At 42.4% G+C, this 26189-nt stretch carries 22 protein-coding genes, 1 pseudogene and 1 other annotated feature; of the genes and pseudogenes, 8 read left to right on the forward strand and 15 right to left on the reverse strand.

Annotation, left to right across the window (positions count from 1 at the left end):
* Positions 1-6 precede the first annotated feature (6 nt).
* Positions 7-1248 (forward strand): hypothetical protein, encoded by a 1242-nt coding sequence (locus SWP_RS08410; protein ID WP_020912035.1) that lies wholly within the window; start codon positions 7-9, stop codon positions 1246-1248.
* A 69-nt stretch (positions 1249-1317) separates the two neighbouring features.
* Here SWP_RS08410 and xthA read toward each other — a convergent pair whose 3' ends face one another.
* The 5 genes from xthA to SWP_RS08435 form a co-directional block, all read right to left on the reverse strand.
* Positions 1318-2124, reverse strand: coding sequence for an exodeoxyribonuclease III (xthA, locus tag SWP_RS08415; RefSeq protein WP_020912036.1), 807 nt, complete (start codon positions 2122-2124; stop codon positions 1318-1320).
* 16 nt (positions 2125-2140) lie between these two features.
* Positions 2141-2440, reverse strand: a complete 300-nt coding sequence (locus SWP_RS08420; protein WP_020912037.1) for a YciI family protein — start codon at positions 2438-2440, stop codon at positions 2141-2143.
* The gene (locus SWP_RS08425) at positions 2440-2985 is read right to left on the reverse strand and encodes a septation protein A (protein ID WP_020912038.1); all 546 of its coding nucleotides are present in this window, start codon (positions 2983-2985) and stop codon (positions 2440-2442) included. The genes SWP_RS08420 and SWP_RS08425 overlap by 1 nt, the downstream gene beginning before the upstream one ends.
* 154 nt (positions 2986-3139) lie before the next feature.
* Positions 3140-3991: an alpha/beta hydrolase gene (locus tag SWP_RS08430; RefSeq protein WP_020912039.1), complete on the reverse strand. Its 852-nt coding sequence runs from the start codon at positions 3989-3991 to the stop codon at positions 3140-3142.
* Positions 3992-4362: 371 nt separating this feature from the next.
* Complete coding sequence (locus tag SWP_RS08435) at positions 4363-5370, reverse strand: hypothetical protein (protein WP_020912040.1); 1008 nt, start codon at positions 5368-5370, stop codon at positions 4363-4365.
* 507 nt (positions 5371-5877) lie between these two features.
* Here SWP_RS08435 and SWP_RS08440 point away from each other — a divergent pair.
* The gene (locus tag SWP_RS08440; RefSeq protein WP_044555792.1) at positions 5878-6846 is read left to right on the forward strand and encodes a dihydrodipicolinate synthase family protein; all 969 of its coding nucleotides are present in this window, start codon (positions 5878-5880) and stop codon (positions 6844-6846) included.
* 705 nt (positions 6847-7551) lie between these two features.
* Here the strand turns inward: SWP_RS08440 and SWP_RS08445 are convergent.
* On the reverse strand, positions 7552-7980 hold the full coding sequence (locus SWP_RS08445) for a hypothetical protein (protein ID WP_044555793.1): 429 nt from the start codon (positions 7978-7980) through the stop codon (positions 7552-7554).
* 118 nt (positions 7981-8098) lie between these two features.
* Here SWP_RS08445 and SWP_RS08450 point away from each other — a divergent pair.
* Together SWP_RS08450 and SWP_RS08455 are read left to right on the forward strand one after the other, a co-directional pair.
* Positions 8099-9253: pseudogene (locus tag SWP_RS08450) on the forward strand (IS110-like element ISSpi3 family transposase).
* A 640-nt stretch (positions 9254-9893) separates the two neighbouring features.
* Complete coding sequence (locus tag SWP_RS08455; protein ID WP_020911050.1) at positions 9894-10844, forward strand: IS110-like element ISSpi5 family transposase; 951 nt, start codon at positions 9894-9896, stop codon at positions 10842-10844.
* A gap of 28 nt (positions 10845-10872) precedes the next feature.
* Here the strand turns inward: SWP_RS08455 and SWP_RS08460 are convergent, their stop codons facing one another.
* Positions 10873-11310, reverse strand: a complete 438-nt coding sequence (locus tag SWP_RS08460; RefSeq protein ID WP_020912046.1) for a hypothetical protein — start codon at positions 11308-11310, stop codon at positions 10873-10875.
* A 637-nt stretch (positions 11311-11947) separates the two neighbouring features.
* Between SWP_RS08460 and SWP_RS08470 the strand changes: the two genes are divergently transcribed.
* Positions 11948-12976, forward strand: coding sequence for an IS110-like element ISSpi2 family transposase (locus tag SWP_RS08470; RefSeq protein ID WP_020912047.1), 1029 nt, complete (start codon positions 11948-11950; stop codon positions 12974-12976).
* A gap of 371 nt (positions 12977-13347) precedes the next feature.
* On the opposite strand, the gene SWP_RS08475 is transcribed toward SWP_RS08470, so the two are convergent.
* Together SWP_RS08475 and SWP_RS08480 are read right to left on the reverse strand one after the other, a co-directional pair.
* Entirely contained in the window at positions 13348-14601 is a 1254-nt protein-coding gene (locus SWP_RS08475; RefSeq protein ID WP_044555795.1) for a DUF3644 domain-containing protein, read from the reverse strand.
* Positions 14602-14727: 126 nt separating this feature from the next.
* Positions 14728-15777 carry an alpha/beta hydrolase gene (locus SWP_RS08480; RefSeq protein ID WP_020912049.1) on the reverse strand — a complete coding sequence of 350 codons (1050 nt, stop codon included), beginning with the start codon at positions 15775-15777 and terminating at the stop codon, positions 14728-14730.
* Positions 15778-16157: 380 nt separating this feature from the next.
* Between SWP_RS08480 and SWP_RS08485 the strand changes: the two genes are divergently transcribed.
* On the forward strand, positions 16158-17114 hold the full coding sequence (locus tag SWP_RS08485) for an integron integrase (RefSeq protein ID WP_044555796.1): 957 nt from the start codon (positions 16158-16160) through the stop codon (positions 17112-17114).
* An 85-nt stretch (positions 17115-17199) separates the two neighbouring features.
* On the opposite strand, the gene trpA is transcribed toward SWP_RS08485, so the two are convergent.
* From trpA to SWP_RS08515, 6 genes are all read right to left on the reverse strand, one after another.
* On the reverse strand, positions 17200-18009 hold the full coding sequence (gene trpA, locus SWP_RS08490; protein WP_020912051.1) for a tryptophan synthase subunit alpha: 810 nt from the start codon (positions 18007-18009) through the stop codon (positions 17200-17202).
* Positions 18002-19219, reverse strand: coding sequence for a tryptophan synthase subunit beta (trpB, locus tag SWP_RS08495; protein ID WP_020912052.1), 1218 nt, complete (start codon positions 19217-19219; stop codon positions 18002-18004). Before trpB ends, trpA begins: the two co-directional genes overlap by 8 nt.
* Positions 19220-19324: 105 nt before the next feature.
* Positions 19325-20743: a bifunctional indole-3-glycerol-phosphate synthase TrpC/phosphoribosylanthranilate isomerase TrpF gene (gene trpCF, locus SWP_RS08500; RefSeq protein ID WP_020912053.1), complete on the reverse strand. Its 1419-nt coding sequence runs from the start codon at positions 20741-20743 to the stop codon at positions 19325-19327.
* Between the two features lie 52 nt (positions 20744-20795).
* Complete coding sequence (gene trpD / locus SWP_RS08505; protein ID WP_020912054.1) at positions 20796-21848, reverse strand: anthranilate phosphoribosyltransferase; 1053 nt, start codon at positions 21846-21848, stop codon at positions 20796-20798.
* On the reverse strand, positions 21845-22483 hold the full coding sequence (locus tag SWP_RS08510; RefSeq protein WP_020912055.1) for an aminodeoxychorismate/anthranilate synthase component II: 639 nt from the start codon (positions 22481-22483) through the stop codon (positions 21845-21847). Before SWP_RS08510 ends, trpD begins: the two co-directional genes overlap by 4 nt.
* Entirely contained in the window at positions 22480-24051 is a 1572-nt protein-coding gene (locus SWP_RS08515; protein WP_020912056.1) for an anthranilate synthase component 1, read from the reverse strand. The genes SWP_RS08510 and SWP_RS08515 overlap by 4 nt, the downstream gene beginning before the upstream one ends.
* Before the next feature lie 120 nt (positions 24052-24171).
* Positions 24172-24281 (reverse strand) — a sequence feature (Trp leader region).
* Between the two features lie 408 nt (positions 24282-24689).
* On the opposite strand from SWP_RS08515, the gene rnm reads away from it, so the two are divergent.
* Both rnm and SWP_RS08525 read left to right on the forward strand, forming a co-directional pair.
* Entirely contained in the window at positions 24690-25562 is an 873-nt protein-coding gene (rnm, locus tag SWP_RS08520) for an RNase RNM (RefSeq protein WP_044555797.1), read from the forward strand.
* Positions 25559-26179 carry an L-threonylcarbamoyladenylate synthase gene (locus SWP_RS08525; RefSeq protein ID WP_020912059.1) on the forward strand — a complete coding sequence of 207 codons (621 nt, stop codon included), beginning with the start codon at positions 25559-25561 and terminating at the stop codon, positions 26177-26179. The genes rnm and SWP_RS08525 overlap by 4 nt, the downstream gene beginning before the upstream one ends.
* Positions 26180-26189: the final 10 nt, after the last annotated feature.

Here is a 26189-nt window from a genome sequence, read left to right on the forward strand (position 1 = left end):
GAACAGATGAATACTACAGTATGGAAACTCGGAGTATTAAGCCTATGTTTAACTCAAGACGTCTACGCCGTTGAGCAGAAGGTATCGGGGATAGTTGATGTACGTGCAACCACGACTGACGGGCTTCGCTCCTTTGTTGACGGCGGCCTAGGTAAATTTAGGTTCAATCCCGAAACACAAGTATCGCTAGCTCAAGCTGGATTAAGTTATCAAGCGACTTGGGATAATGGCATAGGGGCACATGTTGTCGCTAACGCCTATTGGGATGGGGTGAAAGACAATGTAGGGATCACAGAGGCCTATATCAGTTATAAAAGCTTACCTTGGGACAGTGGATTTAGAGTTACCGCAAAAACGGGCATTATTTATCCTCACATATCACTGGAAAACATCGCTACGGCATGGTCATCCCCTTATACCTTGAGTTACTCATCAATCAACAGTTGGTTTGCCGAAGAGGTACGGCATATTGGCGCAAACATAGGTTTGCAACGCCTTGGTAAGTTCTCCCAATCGGCGCATGACTTTGGTTTCAATTTAGAGACTTTTATCAATAACGACACCACCGGAGCCATGCTGGCGTGGCATGGCTGGACACTCAGTTCCAGGCAGACGCTTTGGCAAGAACAGCTCCCTTTAAGTGCTATTCCTGCGCGTAATAACAGCGGCATGCTAGCCGGTCAAGCTGCAGAGTCTGATCCGTTTATTGAACTTGATAATCGACTAGGCTATCACGTCAGTGGCAATTGGCAGTGGCGAGGCAAGGGAAAATTCAACGCGGGTTACTACAACAATAATGCCGATACCCGCGTGGTAAAACAGGGGCAATATGCATGGTTAACTCGCTTTGCCTATGTGGGCTCGAAGTGGCGATTACCAAACGGAATTGATTTTATCGGTCAATACCTGCAGGGCGATACCATGATGCGATCACCTACAGGCATGGTCGTGGTTGATAACGACTACCACAGTGCTTATTTACTTTTTAGCAAGCGTTGGCAAGCCCATAGATTTACAGTGCGCCTGGAAGATTTTTCAGTGATAGATAACGATAACACACTTGATGACAACAACAGTGAAAGTGGCCAAGCCTATAGCGTTTCATATGCTTATCAGCTACGAAAGGGTTGGTTCTTACAGGGCGAATATAACCTTATCGATTCTCAGCGTCCAGCACGGGCAGCGCAGGGCGCGAGTGCTGACTTGCTAGAGCAACAATGGCAACTGGCTAGTCGCTACTATTTTTAGTTGGGTTAAAGACAGGTACAAAAATGCCAGCAGTAAAGCTGGCATTTTTTTAGTTTAAAAGCGCTTAAACTAACTAAAGCTGCTCCAAATCGGTGCATGATCTGATGGCTTTTCAATGCCACGTAGATCGTAATCAACATCGGATTCCACCAAACGTGCTGCCAGTGATTTTGTTGCTAAAACCACGTCTATACGCAGGCCTCGGTTATCAACAAAACCTTTACTGCGGTAATCAAACCATGAGTAGCGCTCAGTGCGAGTAGGGTGCAATTGACGGAAGGTGTCAACTAAGCCCCAATCCATTAGTGTTTTAAGCCATTCACGCTCTTCAGGTTGAAAGCTACACTTACCCGTTTTTAACCAACGTTTAGCGTTCGGTTCACCAATGCCAATGTCTAAATCGACTGGAGAGATGTTGATATCACCAATAATGGCAATATCTTCATCAGCGCTATGATGCTCATTTAAATAAACCATTAAGTCTTTATAGAACTTACGCTTAGCCGGGTACTTTGTTTCATGGCTGATATTGTCGCCTTGAGGGAAGTAACCATTTAGCACGGTCAACTGACGGCCGTTTTCCTGCATAAAGGTGCCCATAATCATTCGGCGCTGGGCATCTTCTTCATCGGTTGGAAAGCCTTTTTGAACTTTTAACGGCTCAGCCTTAGACAGCATAGCCACGCCGTAATGCGCTTTTCCGCCGTGGTAATGCACTTTATAGCCCATGGCTTCTACATCAGCGAGTGGAAAAGCCTCATCGTGTACTTTGGTTTCTTGTAAACCAATCACATCTGGCTGGTGGCTATCAATTAAGGCTTGCAGTTGATGCAATCTTGCACGCAATCCATTGATATTAAATGAAACAATCTTCACAGTTGAGTCCTTTTGTTTACGGCAACACTAACTTGTATGGTTTAACGATAACACTTTCATAAACGCCAGCGGCAATGTAAGGGTCGGCATCAGCCCAGCGCTGCGCATCTTCAAGAGAGGGGAAGTCAGCAACAACCAATGAGCCAGTAAAGCCCGCTTCGCCTGGGTTCTCACTATCAATGGCTGGGTGTGGACCTGCAATCAATAACTTGCCTTCATCGGCCAATAATTGCAGGCGAGCAAGGTGATCTGCACGAACAGAAAGACGTTTTTCTAAGCTATTTTCAATATCTTGCGACGAAATCATGTACCACATTATTTGAGTTCCTTCTTGTCTTCTTCAGACATGTTTTTAAATAGATAAAATACAGTGAGCACGGTATTAATAAGGGTTAGGGCGGTTAGACCAAATACTTTAAAGTTAACCCAAGTTTCTTGCGACAAGCTAAAGGCTACATAGATATTAACTAAACCACAGACTACAAAAAACAGTACCCAATACCAAGTGACATGGGCCCAAATTTTGTCTTCTACAACCAGTTCTTTGCCCAACATGCTTTTCAAAATTGGCTTGTTCATAAACTGACTGACAGCTAATGCAATAGCAAACAAGGCGTAAACAATAGTGACTTTCCACTTGATAAAGGAATCATCATGCAAAATGAGGGTTAATGAACCAAATACACTGACCATCGCAAAAGTAATGAGGTGCATCTTTTCTAACTTTTTATAGAGCATATAGCTAATAATCAGTTGCAATGCGGTGGCGGCAATTAAAGCACCGCTGGCGATGTAGATATCGAAAAATTTATAGACGGCAAAAAAGATAACCAGAGGCAAAAAGTCGAGCAGCTGTTTCATAGGGTAATATCAAATATAAATTCATAAAAGTGAGACTGAGTGTAGCATGCAAGCTTTTACGGCAAAAGCGCAATGGCTTAACTTGAAGAAGTTGCTAAGCTCGCGTCAAGTTAAGCGATTTTTGCGTTACAAAATGGTTGTAATAATTAGTGGTTTAACCGTGAGATCCAAACAATTTAAGAAACCCATTGTACCAACCAAGCATTTCGATTGTGCCGTGGCGTTCTTTGGGAAAATATTGTGAGTAGATCATGAAGTTTTCGGACGATTTTGACTGTAATTGAGTAATAAAATCATTACCCCATTTCCGGTTGACTTCGCCGTGTTCACCAATGTGATCATTGTTTGCAAGCGCCAGGTAAACCTTAATTTTTGCTGTACTGAAGTCATAAGTTGATTGTCGCAACATTCTATTTAGGTAGTTGTTATCCCAAACGTAAGTCGCATCTAGGATTAGGTAATTGTTAAATAGTTCAGGTTGAGTCACTAAAGTGTGGGCAGCAAATAAGCCACCGAAAGACATTCCAACTAAAGTATTTTGGCCATTTGTTCTAAAAGTCTTATCAATTCTAGGAAGTAACTCTTTTTTGATGAATCCAATGAACTGATCGGCCCCCCCACTGCCATTTACTTTAGCTAACTCTTTGCCCTTAAAAATTAAATCTGTTGCAGTTGGGGTTAAGTCTCTATCTCGATAAGTATTAGGGATGGCAACGATTATAAATTCATCGATTTGGCGCGCTAAAGTGCTGGTGCTTAGCGCTTCAACAACACCGCTTATACTTAATAGTCTTGATCTGTCGCCATCTAATACAAAGATAACGGGATATCTTTTGTCGCCTTCATTGTGATAAGAGGGGGGGAGATACACTGAATAGCGTCGACTTTCGTTAAGAACAGTGGATTTGACTTCAAAGCTGTCTGCATAAGATATTGACTCTTGTGACAAGCTAAACCAAGGCACTAAGGTTAAAAATAGCACCAAGGCCTTCAGTGAAAATGTCATAAATAGACCCTCTTTAATGTTGTAATTAAGCTGTGAGCGAAAGTCGCTATCGAGTTAACATATCAAGTTATTAGATAGTATCAACGTGGAAGTTAGTAACTTAGGTATGTTTCAAGATGGCTCGTTTTTAAAATGGGAGTCATATTGAGTAAGCAGATATTAGTCAGTTATAGAGTGAGCCTTCGTAACCGGTGTCAAAGCAGCATCTATTCATGCGGATGTAGACGCTTTGCTGCTGACTTTTCGTGGCTAGTTATAAATCGCGTCTCAATCCGCAATAATAGAGGTCAAGCAATGTCCAAATCGTTTTTTACTAAACGATTGTTTACTGTTTAATAATCTTGTCATTATTAACCTTTTTAGCAATATAATTATTTAGCTGTGATTTCCTTACCTGTAATATCATAGTGTGTTTTTCCTAAGTACTTTCCCTTAATATCGTACTCATATGTTGAGCTATAAACCCCATTTCTATCTGAGGTTCTATCGCCAACATGGTCAAAGTAAGTAATAGACTCTCTTGTCATATTCGGGCGGTGAGTCACTACGGCGTATGCTCTTTCCTTGTGTGGATAGCCATTCTCATTGATATAATAGATTCGACTCGGTTTGCCATATTTGTTTAATTCACGAAAATGAATTTTTGCAAGATCAAAGTAGGGGTGGACAATTAAGTGCCCTAACGCATCACGGAACTCCTCTTCGAAAAAGCTTCCTTTTTCATCGAATTGGAAATAAACCGTTGCGTAGCCGAATTTACCATTTACTAAGTTACCCTCTCGATTACGGTTTTCTCTATGAGTCGTTAAACCATCTGCATTATACTTGAAGTGAACATAGCTAAAACCATTACCGTCAGGGATCACACCACCTTTAATATTATACTGAATCTCAGAGACAACGGCCCCTTGTTCATCACGTTCTACTACCACTCTAGCAACTTCGTTCACTTCAATGAGCTGACCTTTGCGGTCATAATTCATTTTCTCTATCCAAAACCCACTATCATTTAGCTTATAAACACGTTTATAAACACCGTCGTTATTGAGAACAAATTGTCCTTTATTGTCCATGAATTTTTCAATAAATTGGTTTGGGCTATGTTCTCTAACCATCTTAAAAGCATTGAAGTTACTATGAATGCTAGGCTTACCTTCAAAGAAGTAACTCACGCTTGTCATGTAATTTTGCTTGTTGAACTCTACTAAGTAACTAGATATTTTGTTTGCTTCTAGCTTAGTTAGAGGAATGCTGGGTTTAACGTATCGCTCTGTGTGGTCAATATTCCAATTATAATAATATCCACTTTTATCTTGCGCAAAGACTGAACTAGAAGCAAACAGCATTGATATAATTATTAATATCCGTTTAATAGTCATTGTATTTTCACCTAGTTAAAATATTTATACTTCGGATGCTAACGAATGATATAGACTCCCCTTACCAATTAGCCACCCTGTCCATATTCAATTAAAGAGGGTTCATATGTCCTCAATTTAAAGCAATTGGAATCGTCTTCAATCATAAAAGGCCATATTAGTTTTAGTCTTCATGGTGTAGACGTACACGATAAAACTAAACTAAAGCAATCAGTTAAAAGAAACAAGTTGTTAGATAAAATAGCTAACATTCCCTAACTATGAGCAGCATGCAGGCCGCTTGATGGTGGCTTTTGATGGTTTTGTTGATTCATAATGGCTGACTTATCACTAGGCCTATGAGTTCAGGGAACAACTGAAGTTTGCCGTGTAATACGCTTAGAGCGTTAACTTAAGTCTTAGGGGGCGTAACCCAATAAATCTCCGGCTTTTCCCAAAGTTATTTAACTGGTACAATGCCTCGCGTATAATGTATGCAAAATAATTTTTAAGTAAAAAGGTAATATGATGGAAACGAATAGTTCAGATTGGCGATACACGGTTATGCCGGCCGTGTTTACATGGCTAAAAGAGTCAGAATCCGGTGCCCTTGAAATTGACTTTGATGCAACGCAAAAATACGCTGCAGATATTTTAAAAGTTCAAGGAAAAGGCGGAAGCCGAATGGGTGGACTTGTCGGCTCCGGAACTCTAGGAGAAAATAGCTACCTAAGCTCTGAACAGCGTCTTTCTGCACTTAAAGCCCTTTCTGAAGTTGCTAAAGAGTACAATGTCCCGTTAATCAGTGGGGCTGCTGCAGAAACTAAAGAAGAGCTTGCCAAGATCGTTAGCGAACTCGCGACGGTTGGTGTGGATACCGTAATGGTAATGCCTCCAAAAACGAAGCAAGTTCCTTCTGAAGAAGAAATGTACGCGTACTATGAGCTTTCTGCCATAGCGGCAAAAGAGGCTGGCGTAACCATTATGCCTTATAACAACCCCGATGCAGCCGGATATCATGCGCTTTCAACAGATATTCTTAGAAGACTTGCAGCTCTACCTGAAGTAACAGCGCTTAAAATATCGACTACAGATGTTTCAACTATTGAAACGCTGATGTTAGAGAACAAAGAGTTAAAAATATTGGCAGGTGTTGACACAGTAACAGTACATGCAGGACTTGCTGGTGCATGCGGTGGAATTACAGGTGTAGGTTGTATATTCCCAAAAGCGAGTGTCACTATGCAGGAGTATGTTAATAATGGTGAATGGGCTGAGGCAAACAAAATTTCTCAGGCGATGAACTCTATATCGTACTTAGATGCTCAACCGTTACTTATGGAATATCTTAAATTTGCCTTTGGCATTCATCATAATGATGCTGAAGGAGGTCTTCGTACCTTTGGTAAGACATTAACTCAACAGCAAATTGATGATGTTCGCGCAAGATATATTCTAGCAAAAGAAAGACTTGAAGCTCTGGATTTAATAGGCTAAACCTTTCAAATATTCAAAATAGAAAGCTCCGTTTTAACGGGGCTTTTTTTGTGTCTGCCTTCGGATAGGCACTAGGTTTTTAGCTCATGAAACAAAAGACAGCCATTGTTAATGACCTTGGTGAATCTTTATTTAGAGGCTTATTATATGATTTTACGGGCAAATATGTGACTTGCATGGCTAGCATGTCCTGACATTGTTGAACTTCCAACTACCTAAGACTTCTCAATATTGAATCCGTCTAGAATAAGCTTGAGCTCCCTTTGTTGACTGTGCCACATCGGTACTCCAGCACTAGAGGCGAACCTCTGGCTTTGTTCAGAACAAAATTCAGCCAAATAAAGAACACCATTAGGCTTTAATACTCGACGAAGTTCTATCAATATATGCTTGCGAACATCTTGACTCGGGGCAGTCCAGGCTTAGGTGAAATTTGTCCATAAGACTCGGGGCAGTCCACTTGAATAGTGCCATCTTAGGGTTAACCGATAAATGTCTAGTGCCCCTGATATTTTAAAGGATTGAAAAGCGTCAGGCAGCGATAAGATCGCGCTAAGAGAGCCTCTATATGTGTTTGCTGTAAACGATGATTTGACAGCTAACTGACAGACGAAGTAGATGAATTTGTTGATTGGTTTTAATTTGACTGCAAAAGCAGCCAAATAAGTTAGGCTCGCCTATTGACCAGCAGGAGGCTCATATGTGTTATAAGGATTTATCCACCCAATTCAACACTCGTTTAACGGGTTTTGTACACGCGCCAAACTCACCAACAGGCGCCGATAGCACTGAAAATTTAATTACTTTACCAGAAGATAAAACGCTGACTGTAGTTTTACTTGACCAACAAGTTTCCGAATGTTCACTATGGAATTCACTACATTTAAATTTATACTTAGCAATATTTAATATCTTCACCTTACTTCCAGATGGTATATAAATGGATTTAGTCTTGGTGTTTTTTATAAATCCAGCATGATAAACTCCATCGTTTTCCCAGCCTTGTCTAAGATAAATATTTATATTAGTAAAATGTTCTGTTCCGAGAACTCCTCTGTATTCATGGCATGTATTTTCACTTGCCATTGCAATGCAAGAAAATGCATAAATACTAGCAACTAAAAACTTAACCATGCGACACCTTATAGACATAATGACTCCCCACTAAAGGTGCTGATCTCCAATCAATCGTGGGTTAGCTGAAAGCCAGAGCCAGAATAGTTTTGTTAAAGAAACTAAATCGGAGATCAGCATGAATAAACATAACATACTTTTTATTGGCCTTGATACACATAAAGAATTTGTAGAAATTGCTTATATTGAAGATCAAAGAGGAGCGCAAGCGGTTCATTTTGGACGAGTTTCAAGTGCGAAAGCCTCTATCACTAGACTGGCTAGGCAGTTTCAATCTAAGTACCCAGAAGCAACCTTACACTTTGTGTATGAGGCTGGCCCCTGCGGTTACTGGATCTACCGATTGCTTACCAGCCTAGGTCACTGTTGCTATGTTATAGCCCCTTCACTTATTCCCAAAAAACCTGGTGAGAAAATTAAAACCGATAAACGTGATGCGCTTAAATTAGCAAGGCTGCTTAAGTCGGAAGATCTTACCGCGATTTATGTTCCAGAGCCTGAAGATGAAGCTATCCGCGATTTATCTCGTGCTCGTGAGACCGCGATGAAAGATTTAAAAGACGCTAAATACCAGCTTAAAGCGCTTCAGCTAAGAAACAATATTAACTACAGAGGCACTGCTAACTGGTCGCTAAAGCACTTACGCTGGCTGACTGAACTGATATTGCCGCACCCGAGTCAACAGATTGTCTTGCAAGAATACTTACAAACCATTTCAGAGCGGATCGCGAGGCTAAAACGGCTAGACAATGAACTTGAGCATCACGTTAAAAAGTGGCGTTAATATCCGGTCATCAAAGCCATACAAGCATTACGTGGAGTGAGGTTACTGGTTGCTGCAGGTGTCATTGCTGAGTTGGGAGACTTAACTCGCTTTGATCATCCCCGAAAACTAATGAGTTATGTAGGCCTAGTTCCATCGGAACACTCAAGTGGTGGAAAGCGGCATGTGGGTGCGATAACGAAATGCGGCAATGGTCGAGCAAGACGGCTATTAGTCGAAGGGGCTCACTCCTATCGCTACCCCGCTAAGATCTCAACCGAGATGCAAATAAGACAAGAAGGTTTACCGAAAGAAATCATTGATATTGCATGGCAAGCGCAGCTTAGGCTTTGTCGTCGATACCAAAAACTCATGTACAAAGGTAAACATAACAACGTAGTCGTGACAGCCATAGCCAGAGAAATGATTGCTTATATTTGGGCGATTTCACGAGAGGTGGTACTGACAAAAGTTAACCCTAAACTACGGTTGTCGAGAGTACCTGCATGATAAACGATTTTGAGCTAATACAGTGGGTCAAGCATCGGATGTGACACGATCACCGAGGGCGTTAGGATGGCAATACGGTTAACTCTGTATTGAACCACGAACATAGACTGAAGACAGGTGTCACGACGCCATAATTAATAACAAAAGGTAAGGTAGGCGCTGCTTATTGAAAGATAAGTAATCCACGGATATCAGCATGACAACCGACGAAATTACTTGCTTCATCGACTGTGTTAGCTCAATCCAATTTAGTCAAAAGAGCAAAAGCAGGCTTAAATATTTAGGCCGAAATAGTGATGTTCTGCTTGACGTGGGGAGTCATACCAACGCCCTAATAATGGACAAATAATAGTTGGTTAAAATAAGCGACGCAGGAGCAAAACCAACTGTTATTTGTCCAGCTTGAGTGGCTTGTATGGATAATAAACCCACCTAATTACACTTAATTCCCAGTTTCGGGTAATGTGAGACCCAGGCTTTAGCTGCAACTAAAGCTTTCATTTGTCGTAGTTCGATTGAATGATGGATCCTCTATCGAGAGACCGATAACAAGAAAGAACGCGACAAACGACTCCAAGCAAAATACTCGAATAGTCTACTGGGTCTCGAACCCGCATTTGCAAGCAAGAGTTAGCTTATTATGAAATCAAAAACTAATCAAAACATTAACGTTGGTGTCGATACTGGTAAGTACCAACTCGACATTTATATTCGACCACTAGATATCTATTTCACCGTTTCTAACGATGAAAAAGGGATTAAAGAAGCAGTGCGCCTCATTAAAAAGTACCATCCTGAGCGTATTGTCATTGAAGCGACAGGACGTCTTGAGATGCCCTTTATCATGGCTTGTGCTAACGCCAATTTACCCTTCGTGATAGCCAATCCGGTTCACATTAAACGCTTTGCTGGAGCAATAGGCCAACGCGCTAAAACAGATAAGCTAGACGCACAGCTGATAGCTCATTACAGTGAAGCGATTAAACCTAGGCTATCAACGCTAAAGCCTGATGTCATGCAGGCTATGAGCGATCTCGTAGGAAGGCGGAGCCAGCTTTTGGTCATGCAAACGATGGAAAAGAATCGGCTTCAAATTCTCCCTCAAGAGCTTGCAATGACGATCAAGCCAATCTTAACGGTCTTCAAAAATCAGATAACGAAGATAGAAGATAAAATCGTTAAACTCATCGAATCGAACGCTGACTATCAAGCTAAAAACCTTATCCTGCAAAGCATGAAAGGAATAGGTAAAATTGCCGCAGCATCCATTATCAGTAACCTACCAGAGCTTGGCTATATTAATAACAAAGAAGCCAGTTCGTTGGTTGGTGTAGCACCGATGAATAAAGAAAGTGGACGCTTTAAAGGCCATAGAAAAATCCAGGGAGGGCGACATCAAGTTAGAACCGTTTTGTACATGGCAATGATGTCAGCAATACAATCCAACCCCGTTTTTAAAGAGACTTATCAGCGACTCGTTGCCGCAGGAAAACCTAAGAAAGTCGCGATTATTGCATGCGTAAGAAAGATGGTTGTGATCCTAAATTCGATGCTAAGAGATGGTGTTTTGTGGGAAGCGCCAAAAGCTTAAAACTAGCTATTGACGCCATAGTCTCTTGTTAGTTGCCGACTACACCAAACTTGTTTAGATAGTCATCTAAGTTAGGTGATAGATCTATACGTTGAACGATATTGTTACGTAAGAAGAATACTAGTTCTTGAGATGAATCTACATACTCTTTAAATATACCGTCATTTATTTCTAAAACTAAACTTGGAAAGTTATTTAGTAGCTCAGCCTCATTAAGCCCAATTAGCGTAATATTATTGAGTTGAACCGTTTCAGAGGTAATAGATATTTCCCATAACCTAAACTCTAAATCAGGATCGAAATATAACTTCAGTCCTTTTGACTTGAACTCCCAAGTTTCAGAACTAACACCGTCTTGTCCTAACTCATTTTCAACTAAATCAGGCTCACCAAATAGTATGCTCGCTTTTTCTTTGGTGTCACCAAATTCAATATTCTTCAATCCGACTAATGGCACAATATTCATAAGGCAACTAACGCCGCCAACAACCGTGAAGTAGTTGGCGCGATTTGTTGCGACTTTTGCAAGAAACGCGACAACTGACGGAGTCGGCTTGCTTGGCCTTGTTATGTAAAAACACTAATCGTTAATATGATTATATCCCTTATGTATTATCGAAAATGTGTTGTCAATTTCCCAAAAACACTCTGCATCTATACTAGGGCATCGAAGTCTAACTTTGTAATGAGTGTACCCATTATGATGGCATCCTGCAGAAACTAAAAAGACCCCGTCCCCATCACGTTCAATCTTACACACAGTTTGTTTTTTTAAGCGTCCAGCATACATCCCACTATGATATTGTGGGAATCCTTGCTCAAATTGACTCACTATAGCTTTTACTGCTTTTTCGCTAACACCTTCCCCCACCTCAAGCTGAACTTCTGAATACACTAGTGGGCTGTAAAACAGGAAGAAACTCAAAAAATAATATAGAATTTTCACAATAATTTACTCACATAGAGTAATGGCCAAATGGCGGTAATAAATTCACTCAAACTGTTCCATCCTTAGAGGTATAACGAATGATATGGACTCCCCTTACCAATTGGCCACTATGTGCCATATTGAAAGTGCAAACATTCAATCAAGGAGAGTCCATATGTCCTTAATTAAAGCAATTGGCATCGATTTAGCCAAATTAGTTTTTAGTATTCATGGTGTTGACGAATACGGTAAAACTAAACTAAAGCAAACAGTTAAAAGAAACAAGCTGTTAGAAAAAATCGCTAACATTCCACCCTGTATTATCGGGATGGAAGCTTGCTCTGGCGCTCACTACTGGGCAAGAGAGTTTACAAAATACGGCCACGACGTACGTATCATGGCATCTAAATTCGTTATTCCTTATCGCCAAAGTGAAAAGAATGACGCCAATGATGCTGAAGCCATTTGTGAGGCAGTGACTAGACCAAAAACACGCTTTGTTTGTATTAAAAGCGAAGAGCAACAAGCCGTTTTATGCCTACACCGCATTCGACAAGGCCAAATCAAAGACCGTACGGCGATGATAAACCGATTACGTGGCTTACTATCCGAGTTTGGTATTATTATGCCTAAAGGTCGTTATCCTGCTCAAAAGCATATTGTTGAAATTCTCGAGGATGCTGAGAACGGTTTGCCTGATTTAGCCCGCGAACTACTCCATGATTTATGGCTGAGCATAAAACAACAAAACCAAGACATATTAAAGTCTGACCGAAAGCTCTATGCCCTTGCTAACCAGATGAAAGACGCTAAGCGGTTAATGACCATACCAGGTATTGGCGAAGTTACCGCAACAGCAGTAGTCGCGACAGTCAGTGATGCAAAACACTTCTCAACTAGCCGCCAATTTGCAGCTTGGATAGGTTTGGTGCCGAAGCAGTATTCCACTGGCGGAAAGCCAACACTAGGTCGAATAAGTAAACGCGGTGAGAAGCATATCCGCACCTCGCTAATCCATGGTGCTCGCGCTGTCATCGCAAACTGTGCCAATAAAATAGATAGAACTAGTTTATGGATTAAAGCCCTTATCGAGCGAAGAGGTTTCAAAAGAGCTGTCATTGCTTTGGCAGCTAAAAATGCACGGCTAATTTGGTCATTATTGCAATCAGGACAAGAGTACCAAGTTAACTATGTAAAAACGTAAAAAGGATTAACCCAAACGGTTAACCCCACCGAGTCGACGCATTAGCAATTGACGATAACACGGTCAGACCGAGAGCGATAGAATCTGGTTAGTTGGGAAGTACATCTTTCTTGAAAGAGAAAGTAATACTGTTTAACGAATGAGATCTTTGCTCAAGCGCAAATCATCAGGGCGATAGCCAAAAGCTGTTTAGGCAGCAAGCTAATCAAACGCCGAATGTAGAGCTGCTGTCAGATCCACTGTTTTTGTGTGATTACTATTGCTTGACAAAGGGGAGTCCATGTAGCCCTAATAATGGGCAAATAATTGTTGGCTAAAATAAGCGACGAAGGAGCACAAGCCAAGCATTTTGCGTCCTTTTGAGTAACTTGTTAAATGGCTTGTGCTTTCACCTCTGCCATCTTTTGTTTATTCTTTAATTCTTTAATTAGGAATTTCGCCCACTTCATTGAATATAGGTAATGATCAAATCCTTCAATAAAACTTGAGTACTCACCTTTAAAGTCTGCCTCGACTTCTCTCGGTCTTGCCTCGTAAAATTTCCAGCACTTTGTATGCAAGGTCATATTGAAGCCTTTAATCTTCTTCTCTACCAATTCAACCACCTTTGAGGGTTTCAATTTAAATGGGTTCTCTATGCCTTTAATAAACGCAACACCTTGCTCATAATTTTCTATTTCCTCATTACTCAAGTTATTTACGTTCAAAAACTCTACTGCGATATCTGATGATTTTGCATGATTTCCCAACTTAGGCACCAAGAATGCGCGAATTCGATATTTTTGGCTTTGCACAATGTCGTCGTTAAGATCATTCCTATAAGTTTCCATATACTCACGAACAACCTTATAGTTTTCTCTTTGAAGTTGTTTTAATGAATCAACTTGAGCTTGCTCGCTAATTCTAGTTAACTGCATTGCTATAGCTAAACTAGCTGTTAGAGCATGGTCGTCACCAAACTCTTCAACAAGCAAAGTTTCAAAATTACTTAACGCAGACTGACACTCCCCACATACAGCCAAATCGATTGCCGGTAAACTACGATGTTCAATCTTATTTCTTAAACCAATTAAAAATTTAACATTGGCTTTTTCTGCATTTGTCTCGCCTTGCCAAAATGCATCACAACACTCACTTAGCTCCCAAGCTTTCTCTTCACCGTCGATAAATATTGGTTCTCCATCTTCGTCTAAATGGAAGTAATTAGAACCACGCTTTTCGAAAATCGCATGAAAAAGTGAAGTGTAAGCTATAACGATGTTTACAATAAAACCGTAAGTTTTAAATTCTGTATAAGGGTTGTTGTAGGTTGATACGGCAAGTAAGGCGAATTCTTTTGCCTTATGAACTAGGATTCCTTTAGTTGAAAAATCTTCGGTTTTTTGAAGCTTTTGGCTATGTACACTCCGGAACTCTTCTTTACTTAAATATGAAATTCCTGAACTTGAGAACTGAGTTCCATCTTTTGCTACATATTGATGCCAACGTTTAGAGGGGTAAGTACTGCATGTACCTTTGCTCCATCCTGTAGCTTCTGCTAACTGAGCAATTGTAAAAGTCTCGGTTTCCTTTTCTTTCGCTACCAAGAATTCATAAGCCAAATCAACTTTATCATATCTACTCATTGTGCGATTCCATTTGCCATTTAACGCCTCAATATGGGGCGTAAAAAGCTTGGCTAAAATTAGCGAAGAATGAGCGCCAGCCAAGCTTTAGACGTCCCATCCATAATTTATTTGTTATATTCCGTTCTAACCACTACACCTTTGATCATTTTTTGCCTGATTACATATTTCATTTAGAATATTGTCACCAGCCTCTTTATATCCGTTACTAGATAAATAATCAGATATTTCAAAGAGTGAGTCTATACCTTCTGATGATTGATTAATTGTGAAAGATATATGTTTATTAAGTTCTTCAACAGCATTATCAGAAATTGCGTAATGTGCGGTTAGCCTTTGTAAGGTTTCTGTCGGAACCAATACTTTAAATCCAAACTTTTCGGATAAATCAGTATAGTGTTTTTTTAATCCATCTAACCCAGAAACTTTTACTTCATAGGTCGGTTCCCAACCAGCAAATGTGGATTGTAAAGCGAATTGCATCGAAGGGTGTTTAGTGGTTCTGTGAGTTTGCTCTGGAAACTTTTGAAATTCAAATGAAGCTTTCAAAAGGTTACTTAGCTTCTCGGTTAATTCAGTAAAAGGCTTTTGCATATGCTCACCTTCATTTGCGATGGTGATTGTAAGAGGTGCACTTCTTTTTAATGCTTCAGAGTTCGATTTAGATAATTTGTCTACAATGTAGCCATCATCAAGAGAGGGACTAAAAGCAAAGTATTTAGAAAATACTGGATTGTCACTTAACCAATAATCCAATAAAAATCGACCTGAATTAGAGTGTCCAGATAAAATACTATAATCTGCAACTCGATAATTTTCATTAACATATGGAACGACTTCTTTTACTAGAAAGTTCGCAAAGGGTGTTGTTTTTCCATTTTCAGGACTAAGTTCTTTTCCTCTACTTTCGATACCTACAACTATAAAGTTTGGAATTTGATTTTCTAAAAGATCAAGAGTCGATAAAGTTGAAAGCATGTCCCATTGACCATGCAGTACGTATAATACTGGATATGAATTTTCTTCGTTGTGATATTTCTTGGGAAGTTTTATTAATAAGTTTCTTTGCTCTCCAAGTGATTTGGACTGTAATTTAATTTCCTTAGCCAAAATTAAATCTGATGCAATTGAAAACTTTGAACAAAGTAAAACCAAACTAAAAAACAATACTCTCATTTATAACTCTCCATGTTGATGAAACTCTAGGAATATAACAGCTTATTCATTAGTCGCTCGATAACGTTCTCGGCAACTCGTTTAATTTTTAACAAACTATCATTGCTAAGACATTGCTGTAAATAGATAATTTCTACAATGAAGTGATAGAAATTGCCTTGTTGGCTGCGTAGAAAGAGAGCCTAGGTTGTTCAATGGGTCCGTGTATCACTTTTTTACATTTCCTATGGTTTTGATTTTTATCGGTTTTGTTAAATGTTAAATAATTATCGATGCCTAGCAGTACTGTTTTTGGCATCTTTATTTGCGTGATAATTGGTGTTTTGGGTCACTTTCAATTATACCTGCATATATATACAGTGGTTTTTTTTGAGGTGACTATGAAAGAGTCCGGTTACATTAGTGCTATTAGAACTGAAATAAGAGTTCGTCATTACAGCTATCAAACTGAGAAGTCATATCTGTACTGGAATCGATATTTCATTAATTACTGTCAGATCAGTCATGGTTCAGAGATTTCAGCCTCAAAAATTGGTCAGTTCTTATGTTATATCGCTGAGCAATGCAATGTTTCGGCAAGCACACAAAAACAAGCATTATGTGCCATTGTTTTTGCGTGTCGTTATGTACTGAAGATGGATACGTCCGGGTTAGATTTCCCCTATGCAAAAGCCCCAAAGCGGATACCTCAAGTCCTTTCTACAGAGGAAGCTAAACAAATTATTGGTCAGATGTCGGGGGATCATTTTCTCATTGCTGCTATCTTGTTTGGAGCAGGACTAAGGTTAAAGGAAGCACTGCGGATACGAGTAAAAGATATTGATCTAAACAATAAGTCAATTTTTATACACCAAGGTAAGGGCAAAAAAGATAGGGTTTGTATTCTGCCAAATGAACTTATATCGCCACTAGAATTGCAAATTGAGAAAGTAAGGAAAATACACAATAAGGATTATAAAGCTGGTTTTGGTATGGCCGCGTTGCCAATTTCTCTAATTAAAAAGTATGGAGCAAGTGCTAGAAAATTCCATTGGCAATTTTTTTTCCCTGCAACAAGACGGTGTATTCACCCTAGCGATGGATATATTTGTCGGCATCATATTCACCCTACGGCATTTTCAAAGGCGTTACGTCTCGCGACGAAGAAAGCGGCCATTGATAAGCGCGTAACGGCGCATACGTTTAGGCATTCTTTTGCAACAGCATTATTGAGAAAGGGCTATGATCTTCGGACAATACAAGAGTTAATGGGGCATACAGATATTAAAACAACACAAATTTATACTCATGTTATTGGTACTCATACCAGTGGTGTAGTGAGTCCGTTCGACTCTTGAAAAATTTTGGAAATTAAACATTAAAAAGCACGGCAGCTATTGAGTTGCCGTGCTTTTGGTATTGTGAGGAGCTAGGCGTTCGCCTTTACCTTGCCGTCGCTGCCTTCATATTGCGAGTAAACTCTGCAAGTGCGGCTAGCAACTGCGCTTCATTGTCTTTGTTGGCATCAATGATTTTAACGACCGCTGAGCCTGAAATAGCGCCAGCTGCCCCTGCATCAATGGCGGCTTTGACCTGTTTAGGCTCTGCAATACCAAAGCCCAGTAGCGGCGGTGCGCCATTAAACTCTTTCAGGCGGTTTAGAATATCAGTGATTGGCATACCGGCTTTTGATTCTGTACCAGTCACCCCTGCGCGCGATAACAGATAGGTATATCCTTCACCTTTATCGCTCACAAGTTGTAGTGTTTCACTGTCAGCATTGGGTGGTGCGATAAATATCGGCGCGACGTTATGCGCTTTTGCCGATGTAATGAATGGCTCGGCTTCTTCTACTGGCACATCGGCGATAAGTACGGAATCAACGCCCGCGGCTTGCGCTTTGGCATAAAAAACGTCAACCCCATTGGCGTAAACCAGGTTGGCATACAGTAGCAAACCAATTGGTAAGTCTGGGTATTTAGCACGCACAGCGCTTAGCATGTCGAAACATTGCGACGGGGTTGTACCTGCGGCGAGTGAGCGCAGGTTAGCACCTTGGATCACCGGGCCATCGGCCAGTGGATCAGAAAATGGGAAGCCAAGCTCTAGCGCATCAGCGCCATTCTCTACTAAGGTATCGATTATCTTTAAAGACAATTCAGGTGATGGGTCGCCTAAAGTGACAAAGGGGACAAATGCACCTTGGTTTTTCTTATCTAGTGCGGCAAAGGCTGCCTGATAACGATTACTCATTGCCACTCTCCTCAGTTGTTGAGCTGTCTGCTTGCTGCTTTTCTAAAATGTCAGCCACGGTGAAAATGTCTTTGTCACCACGACCAGATAAGTTGACGACTAGTAAGGTCTCTTTGGTTGCCGCTTTGGCAAGCTTGACGGCATAAGCAAGTGCATGCGCTGACTCTAGCGCAGGAATAATTCCTTCACTACGGGCGAGTAGTTGGAATGTCTCTAATGCTTCATCATCAGTTGCTGACTCGTAAGTTGCACGGCCCGTTGCGGCAAGGTGTGCATGCTGCGGCCCAACTGATGGGAAGTCGAGACCAGCTGATACAGAGTAAGACTCTTCAATTTGACCTTCGCTGTCTTGCATCAATGGTGCTTTCATACCAAAGAATATGCCGGTTTTGCCATGCTTTAACGGCGCGCCATGCATTGGGGTATCGATACCTTTACCCGCGGGTTCAACACCAATTAATGCCACTTCCTCTTCATCGATGAAGTCTGCAAACATTCCGATAGCATTTGAACCACCGCCGACACAAGCGATAACGGCATCGGGTAGGCGACCTTCACGCTCAAGGATCTGTTGTTTGGTTTCGGCGCCAATCATACGCTGAAACTCACGTACAATAGTCGGGAAGGGGTGTGGCCCCGCTGCGGTGCCTAACAGGTAGTGCGCTTTGTCGTAACTGGCTGACCAGTCACGCATCGCTTCGTTACAGGCATCTTTTAGGGTGGCAGAACCTGAAGTGACAGGAATAACTTCAGCGCCCATTAGCTTCATTCTAAATACGTTAGGTGATTGGCGCTCAACATCTTTGGCGCCCATATACACTTTGCATTTCAAGTCGAGCAGCGCACAAGCAAGTGCGGTGGCAACACCATGCTGGCCAGCACCCGTTTCGGCGATGATCTCTTTCTTACCCATGCGTTTTGCGAGCAAGGCTTGGCCTAACACTTGGTTGGTTTTGTGAGCGCCACCGTGGAGCAAGTCTTCACGTTTGAGGTAGATTTTTGCCAGTGGATTAGGGCTGAGGTTACGTGTGAGTGTGAGTGCTGTTGGACGGCCCGCGTAGTTTTTAAGCAGGTCGGTAAACTCCTTTTGAAACGCTTCATCTTGTTGCGCTTCGATAAAGGCTGTTTCTAACTGTTTTAGTGCTGGCATTAAAATCTGCGGTACGTACATGCCGCCGTATTCCCCAAAGTAGGGGTTTAACTTACTCATAATATGGTCCTTTATCTTTCATTTCTAACGTGATGCTAACGTTATTAGCATCACGTGGGATTCGATTTATTCGCACCGTAACTAGTACTGTCGTTAGTGGTGGATCTAGTATTGACGTAACTTGGCAAAAGTTTGGCTGATCAGTTGATGATCTTTAATGCCAGGGCTCTGCTCGAGGCCGCTGTTAAAGTCGAGCCCGTAAAATCCTTGGCTAGCTGCTTGTTTGGCATTGTCTGCACTTAAGCCGCCGGCAAGCAGCGCATCGCTGCGATTCGGCAGTGACTGTTGCCAATCAAAGGCTTGGCCAGTGCCGCCAAATTGACCATTGCTTTTACTGTCAAACAAAATGCGGTCGGCGTTACTGGGTACATTTAGCTCGGCATTGTTATTGCTACTATCAATAGCGACCGCTTTCCAAACTTGGCATTGGCTGTTTTGTTTAACGAGTGCCTGTTTTAGCGCGTCAATTTCAAGGGAGGTTTCTGCGCCGTGCAATTGCACTGCATAAAGGCCTAATTGCTTTGCAATAGCGGCAATTTCATCGCTATTTTCGTTAACAAAAACACCCACCAAATTAAGCTTATAAGTCGTGGCATCTAATGCTGTGACTAGCTCAAGTGCTTTTGCCTTAGTGACTGCTCGTGGCGACTTTTGTGCAAAAATGAGTCCGCCGTACACCGCGCCTTGCTGTGCCACTTCGATTAGGTCTTCAATACGAGTTAATCCGCACACTTTATTGTGGCCTAAGGTTAGTGTTCTGCAGGCTAAGTCTAAGTTATCTTCAGCCATTAACGAGCTGCCGACCAAAAAACCATCAACGAGCGGTGCTAGACGGCGCACTTGCGCTTGATTGTAGATCCCTGATTCACTTATCACCACACGGTCTGCAGGAATATGTGGGGCTAACACTTCAGTGGTGGCTAAGTCTGTCGATAAGTCTCTTAGATTACGGTTATTGATGCCAATGATTGCGGCATTTAGCGCAATGGCGCGGGTCAATTCAGCTTCGTTGCTGACCTCGGTTAAAATATCTAACTGATATTTTGCTGCTTCTTCTGCGAGTGTTTGGTACTGGTTATCGTCAAGTACTGAAAGCATAAGCAAAATAGCGTCGGCACCTTGGTGCGCTGCGAGTTTTATTTGGTATGTATCGACAAAGAAGTCTTTACACAAAATAGGCTGCTTAACTCGGGCGCGCACCCTGGGAATATAGTCCATATCACCTTGGAAAAACTGCTCATCGGTGAGCACTGAGATCCCCGCAGCGTAATGGTTGTAAACATCGGCGATGGCATCGACATCAAATACGTCTCTGATTAACCCTTTTGATGGGCTGGCTTTTTTACACTCTAAGATAAAGCCTGCGTTGGGGGCTTTCAGTGCATCATACAAACTTCTGTCTGACTGTTTTGGTGATAAGCTCTCTTCGGGAAAACGCAGCTTTAGGGCTGCCATGTGAGCGGCTTTAGTATCAACTATTTTTGTGAGCACGTTGCTCTCTTTTTCTTGGGTGTTACCGGCCATTGGGGTGTCTCTTACATCGCGATCGTTGTTTATGTTCGTTAGTTGGCTCACGCTAAACTCCTTTTGCTGCTTGGCTAGCGTCGGCAAGTGCTGTCAGCAATTGGAAGGCTTTACCACTGTTAATGGTCGCCAGCGCTAATGTCGTGCCGGCTTTGACTGAATCACAAACACCAGCAACATACAGGGCGCAACCTGCGTTAATCGCAACGGCATTCATATGCGCCGTACGGCCTTTACCTTGCAATATAGCGCGAGTAAATTCGGCATTCTCCTCTGGCGCGCCGCCCTCTAAATCGGTCAACTTTGCTTCTGGGACGCCTAAATCTGCTGGAGTGATTCGGTACTCAGTAATGTCACCATCTTTTAGCTCGTGCACTAAAGTGTCGCCATGCAGGGCGACTTCATCAAGTCCGCTGCCATGCACCACCATGGCGCGCTTTATGCCAAGCGCTTTAACGACTTGTGCGATAGGTGCAACAAGCTCTGGGCTGTAAACGCCTAATAGCATAAAGTCGGGGTGTGATGGGTTGATAAGCGGCCCTAGCACATTAAATAGAGTGCGTGTTTTGAGTGCTTGGCGCACTGGGACTGCGTGAGCCACGCCGCCATGGTAGTGCGGCGCGAATAAAAAGCACAAACCTAAGTCATCTAGGCAGTCACGGGCGGTTGCTGGAGCCATGGTTAAATCGATACCAAACTGCGCGAGTAGATCGGATGAGCCCGATTTACTCGACACGCTTCGATTGCCATGTTTAGCAACTTTTGCGCCTGCCGCAGCGGCAACAAAGGCTGCAGTGGTTGAGATGTTAATCGTGTTGTGTCCGTCGCCGCCGGTGCCGACAATATCAACAACACCTAGTGCAACGGTTGCTTCACTTGGAGCCGGAAACGGTTTTGCTGCGGCTCGAAGTGCATCTGCAGCACCTGATATTTCATCGATAGTTTCGCCGCGCATTTTCATCGCAACCAACATTCCAGCCATGGTGACTTCATTCATTTCGCCTTGAATGATAGTACTAAAAAGCGTTTTAGCATCTTGGCGGCTTAAGCTCTCACCACGGTAAAGTGACTCTAGCAGTTGGGCATTGTCGATTAGTTGGCTCATGATGTTTGTCCTTTTACGTCAAGTGTTGCTTCTTTTGTGGTCGCTGTCTGCGCTAAAGATTGTGCCAAGTATTCCAGTGATTGCACTAATAACTGGCTGCCAAGGGTGGTGAGAATCGATTCTGGATGAAACTGAAAACCAACCGCTTTATCTTGGCGGTGTATTATCGCCATTGGCATATCTTCAGTGGTGGCAATCACTTCTAAACACGCTGGAACGTCTGTCGCCACGAGGCTGTGATAGCGTGCAACAGGCAAGGGAGATGGCAGGTTAGCGAAAATATCTTGTCCGTTATGCACTGTCGGACTGGCTTTGCCATGCACCACTTGTTGGGCACGCTCCACTTTACCGCCATAATGCTCAACTAATGCTTGATGACCTAAACAGATCCCGAGCATGGGGACTTTACCTGCCACTTTGCTGATCAATGTCATTAGCGAGCCCGCTTCATGTGGTGCACCGGGTCCTGGTGATAACACCAAGGCGGCTGGCGTAGTTTCGTTGAGTAACTTGCCTGCAATAAAGTCGGCATCTACATCGTTGCGGTAGATGATAACTTCATAGCCAAGGCTACGAAATTGGTCGACAAGGTTATAGGTAAATGAATCGAAATTATCGAGTAAATAGATCTTCATAATCCACCTCCCATTTTAATGGCTGAAATGACTGCTTGGGCTTTTTGTCTGGTTTCATCGGCTTCGGCTTGCGGATCGGAATCGAAGACCACGCCCGCACCTGCTTGGATAAAGGCGGTGCCATCTTTGACAAAAGCGGAGCGAATAACAATACAGGTATCCATATCGCCTAAACCGTTGAGGTAACCCACCGCGCCGCCGTAACTGCCACGGCGAGTCTTTTCAGCGCTGCGAATGAGTTGCTCTGCGCTAACTTTGGGCGCACCCGTTAATGTGCCCATATTCATACAGGCTTGATAAGCATGCAGCGCATCTAAGTCGGTTCTAAGCTGACCTGTGACACGGCTAACAAGGTGCATAACGTGGGAGTAGCGGTCAACTTTTAAAAGCTCTGGCACTTTGCGAGTGCCGCTTTGGCTGATGCGGGCAACATCATTTCTTGCTAAATCAACCAACATGATGTGCTCTGACAGCTCTTTTTTGTCTAAACGTAGCTCTAACTCGTTGCGGCTATCAAGGTCAAAATCTATTTCACCATTGGCTGTTTTACCGCGTTTACGGGTGCCTGCGATAGGGTAGATCTCAACTTGATTGGTACTGGCTTCATATTTAAGTGCACTTTCAGGTGAGGCGCCAAAGAGGGTGAAACCTTCGCCTCTAAAGTAAAACATGTAAGGGCTTGGGTTGGTCAGTCTAAGTGCACGATATGCGCCGAGTGTATTGGGGCAGGGCAGACTGAAGCTACGCGATGGCACTACTTGGAAGATATCGCCTGCAATAATGTGCTGCTTTAAATCATTAACGGTTTGCTTAAATTCGCTATCGGAGATATTAACTTGAGTGTCGGCATCAATGGTTTTGAGCTCTGCGATAGCGGTGAGTGAGGTGCAGCTTTGTTGTAACTCATCCATGCGTGCAGCAAGCGTGTTTGCTATTACTGTATTGGCAGCGGCAAACTGATGGGTAATGATGTCGGCACTTTGCTGCTGGTGATCAACTAAAATCAGCGTTTCAGCGAGATAGAACAAGTAGTCAGGACAGTTATTGTCGCCTTCGGGAACAGAAGGTAGCGGCTCGACGGTATCGATTAAATCGTAGGATAACACTCCTCCTAAAAACAGGTCTTCGAAAGCCGGCGTATCGTTGCAACGAATATGCTGCACCAGCATACGCAGGCCATCGAGTGGCGAGGTGGCTTTTAAGCGGGCATCTTCATCGAGTTGTGTACTGTCTTTACACAGCTTAACTGTTAACGCTGTTGTGGAGGCTTGATCGATTTCTACCGCGGCATAGTGCTCGGTAAAAAAGGCTTTAATTGGTGTCAGTAGCGTTTGGCCGTTATCGGTGAAAGCAGTAAAAGTTAATTGGTAGCCATCACAGCGGATCATCATTGCTGCGTGGGTCAAAATAATACTTTTCAGATGGTCTTTGCTTTCTATCTCAGCAGACTCAAGTAACATAGTATGTGGCGCGTCATTGGTCACATGCTGATACAAACGTAGCGGATCGTCATGGTAAGCAAGTGACTGCTTATTAGTCACGACTGTAGCGATATCTTTTACTGCCATGCTAAGCTCCTGCCGTAGGGAATAATGGGTTATTCATTGTTATATCTCTTTTTAATACTTAAAAATCAAGAGCCTGCTGCTTGTGGGTTTTGTATAAAACGTTACCGCTGTGGTTTAGATACAAAAAAGCCCGCAATTGTGCGGGCTTTTTTGTTTAATCTTGTCTCAAACTGATTGAGCACAGAATTTCACACCACCCGCTAATTTGGGAAGTGCCACCACCAATTAATGTTTTGGAAAGTTGTAAACTGTGTCATTTAAAATTCAATCTAGTTTGTCGTCGTGGCTATATAAAAACATTTGCAGACAAAGGCTGTCAATTGAATATTGCTCTTTTTGAGAAAAGATAATGAAAAAAGCAGATCTGACCGATATCACGGGCGGTTAGCGTAAAATTTATGTGAATTCATCATGCTTTTTTCACAAAGTGCAGCAAAGTGTGTCGCTTTCTATAAAAGTGATACTTAAAAAAGCAACGCAAGAGGCAGACTGAACCCTGTATTGTAGTGCTTTATTGTTGGAGAATATCACTGCTGTTGATAACATCTAATCCTGCTTTGTTGGCATTATTAACCAAGTTGATTACAAAACGGCTATTTAAATCCCCTTTCAAGGTTAAACTCAAGTATTATAAGGGGATGAAAGATGAAAATATTAGTGAAGTAAAACTGGTTGATCTGCATAGCCATACTACCGCATCAGATGGCCAACTCACCCCTTCAGAATTGATCGAACGTGCTATCAGCAAAGGTGTGCAAGTTTTTGCGATTACCGACCATGATACAACCGATGGCTTGGCTGAAGCCCACCAATACAACAATAACCATGAAACGCCGCTGGAGCTGATTAATGGGGTTGAAATTTCAACCCGTTGGAACAGCTTCGACATTCATATTGTTGCACTTAATATCGATATTGAAAACCAAACGATGGTCGATTTTCTTTCGCATCAGCGTGAATTAAGAGCGACCCGAGCATTTGAAATTGGTGAGCGTCTGGCCAAAGCGGGTATCGAGGGAGCATATGAAGGCGCAAAATTCTATGCTGGCGATGCCGCGATTAGCCGTGGCCATTATGCTCGTTGGTTGGCAGAGAAGGGTTATGCCACTACCACAGCCAATGTGTTTAAGAAGTATTTAGCACGCGGCAAAACGGGATACGCGCCCAATAATTGGGGCGATATGGCCAGCGCGATTGATATTATCCATCAAGCAGGCGGCGTCGCTGTGCTGGCTCATCCAAGCGGTTACAAGCTATCGGCTAAATGGCTTAAGCGTTTAGTGCGAGAGTTTAAAGAAGCAGGCGGCGATGCCATTGAGGTGGTGCTAGGTCAACAGACCATTGAGGATAGAAATAATTTGATAGCACTCACTGTGTTGAACAATTTGATGTGCTCACTAGGAAGTGATTTTCATTTTCCAGGAAGCTGGATAGAACTTGGTAAGAATATGTTCCAACCCCAAGGTGTTAACTGGGTTTGGCAGTCAGATAAATGGAAGGAAGCGCAATGAGTCAGTTTTTTTATGTGCATGAGGAAAACCCTCAAGCACGCTTAATAAGCCAAGCGGTAAATGTTATTCAACAGGGTGGCGTTATTGTTTACCCAACAGATTCAGGTTATGCCTTAGGCTGTTTATTGGGCGACAAAGATGCAATGAGCAGAATTGCACGAATTAGACAGATAGATAACGACCATAACTTTTCTTTGATGTGTCGTGATCAATCTGAGCTTGCGACCTATGCTCGAGTTGATAACCAAGCTTATCGAGTGTTAAAGCACAATACGCCTGGACCGTATACGTTTATCTTTAAAGCCTCTAAAGAGGTGCCTAAACGTTTGCAAAACCCGAAGAAGAAAACTATTGGTATTCGTGTGCCTGACAACGTGATTGCGCTAGCGCTGTTAGAAGCTCTAGATGCACCTCTTATGTCGACCAGTTTGATCTTGCCAGGCGAAGAGTTCACTGAGTCTGATCCTGAACATATTCGCGATGTTTTGGAACATCAAGTTGATTTGATTATCCACGGCGGTTATTTAGGTGAGAAACCGACCACGGTTATCGATATGTCAGAAGGTGACATTGAGGTGATACGAGAAGGCGCTGGGGATGTGAGTTCTTTTCTTTAGGAGTGCCCGT

The sequence above is a fragment of the Shewanella piezotolerans WP3 genome, from assembly GCF_000014885.1.
GTDB lineage: Bacteria > Pseudomonadota > Gammaproteobacteria > Enterobacterales > Shewanellaceae > Shewanella > Shewanella piezotolerans.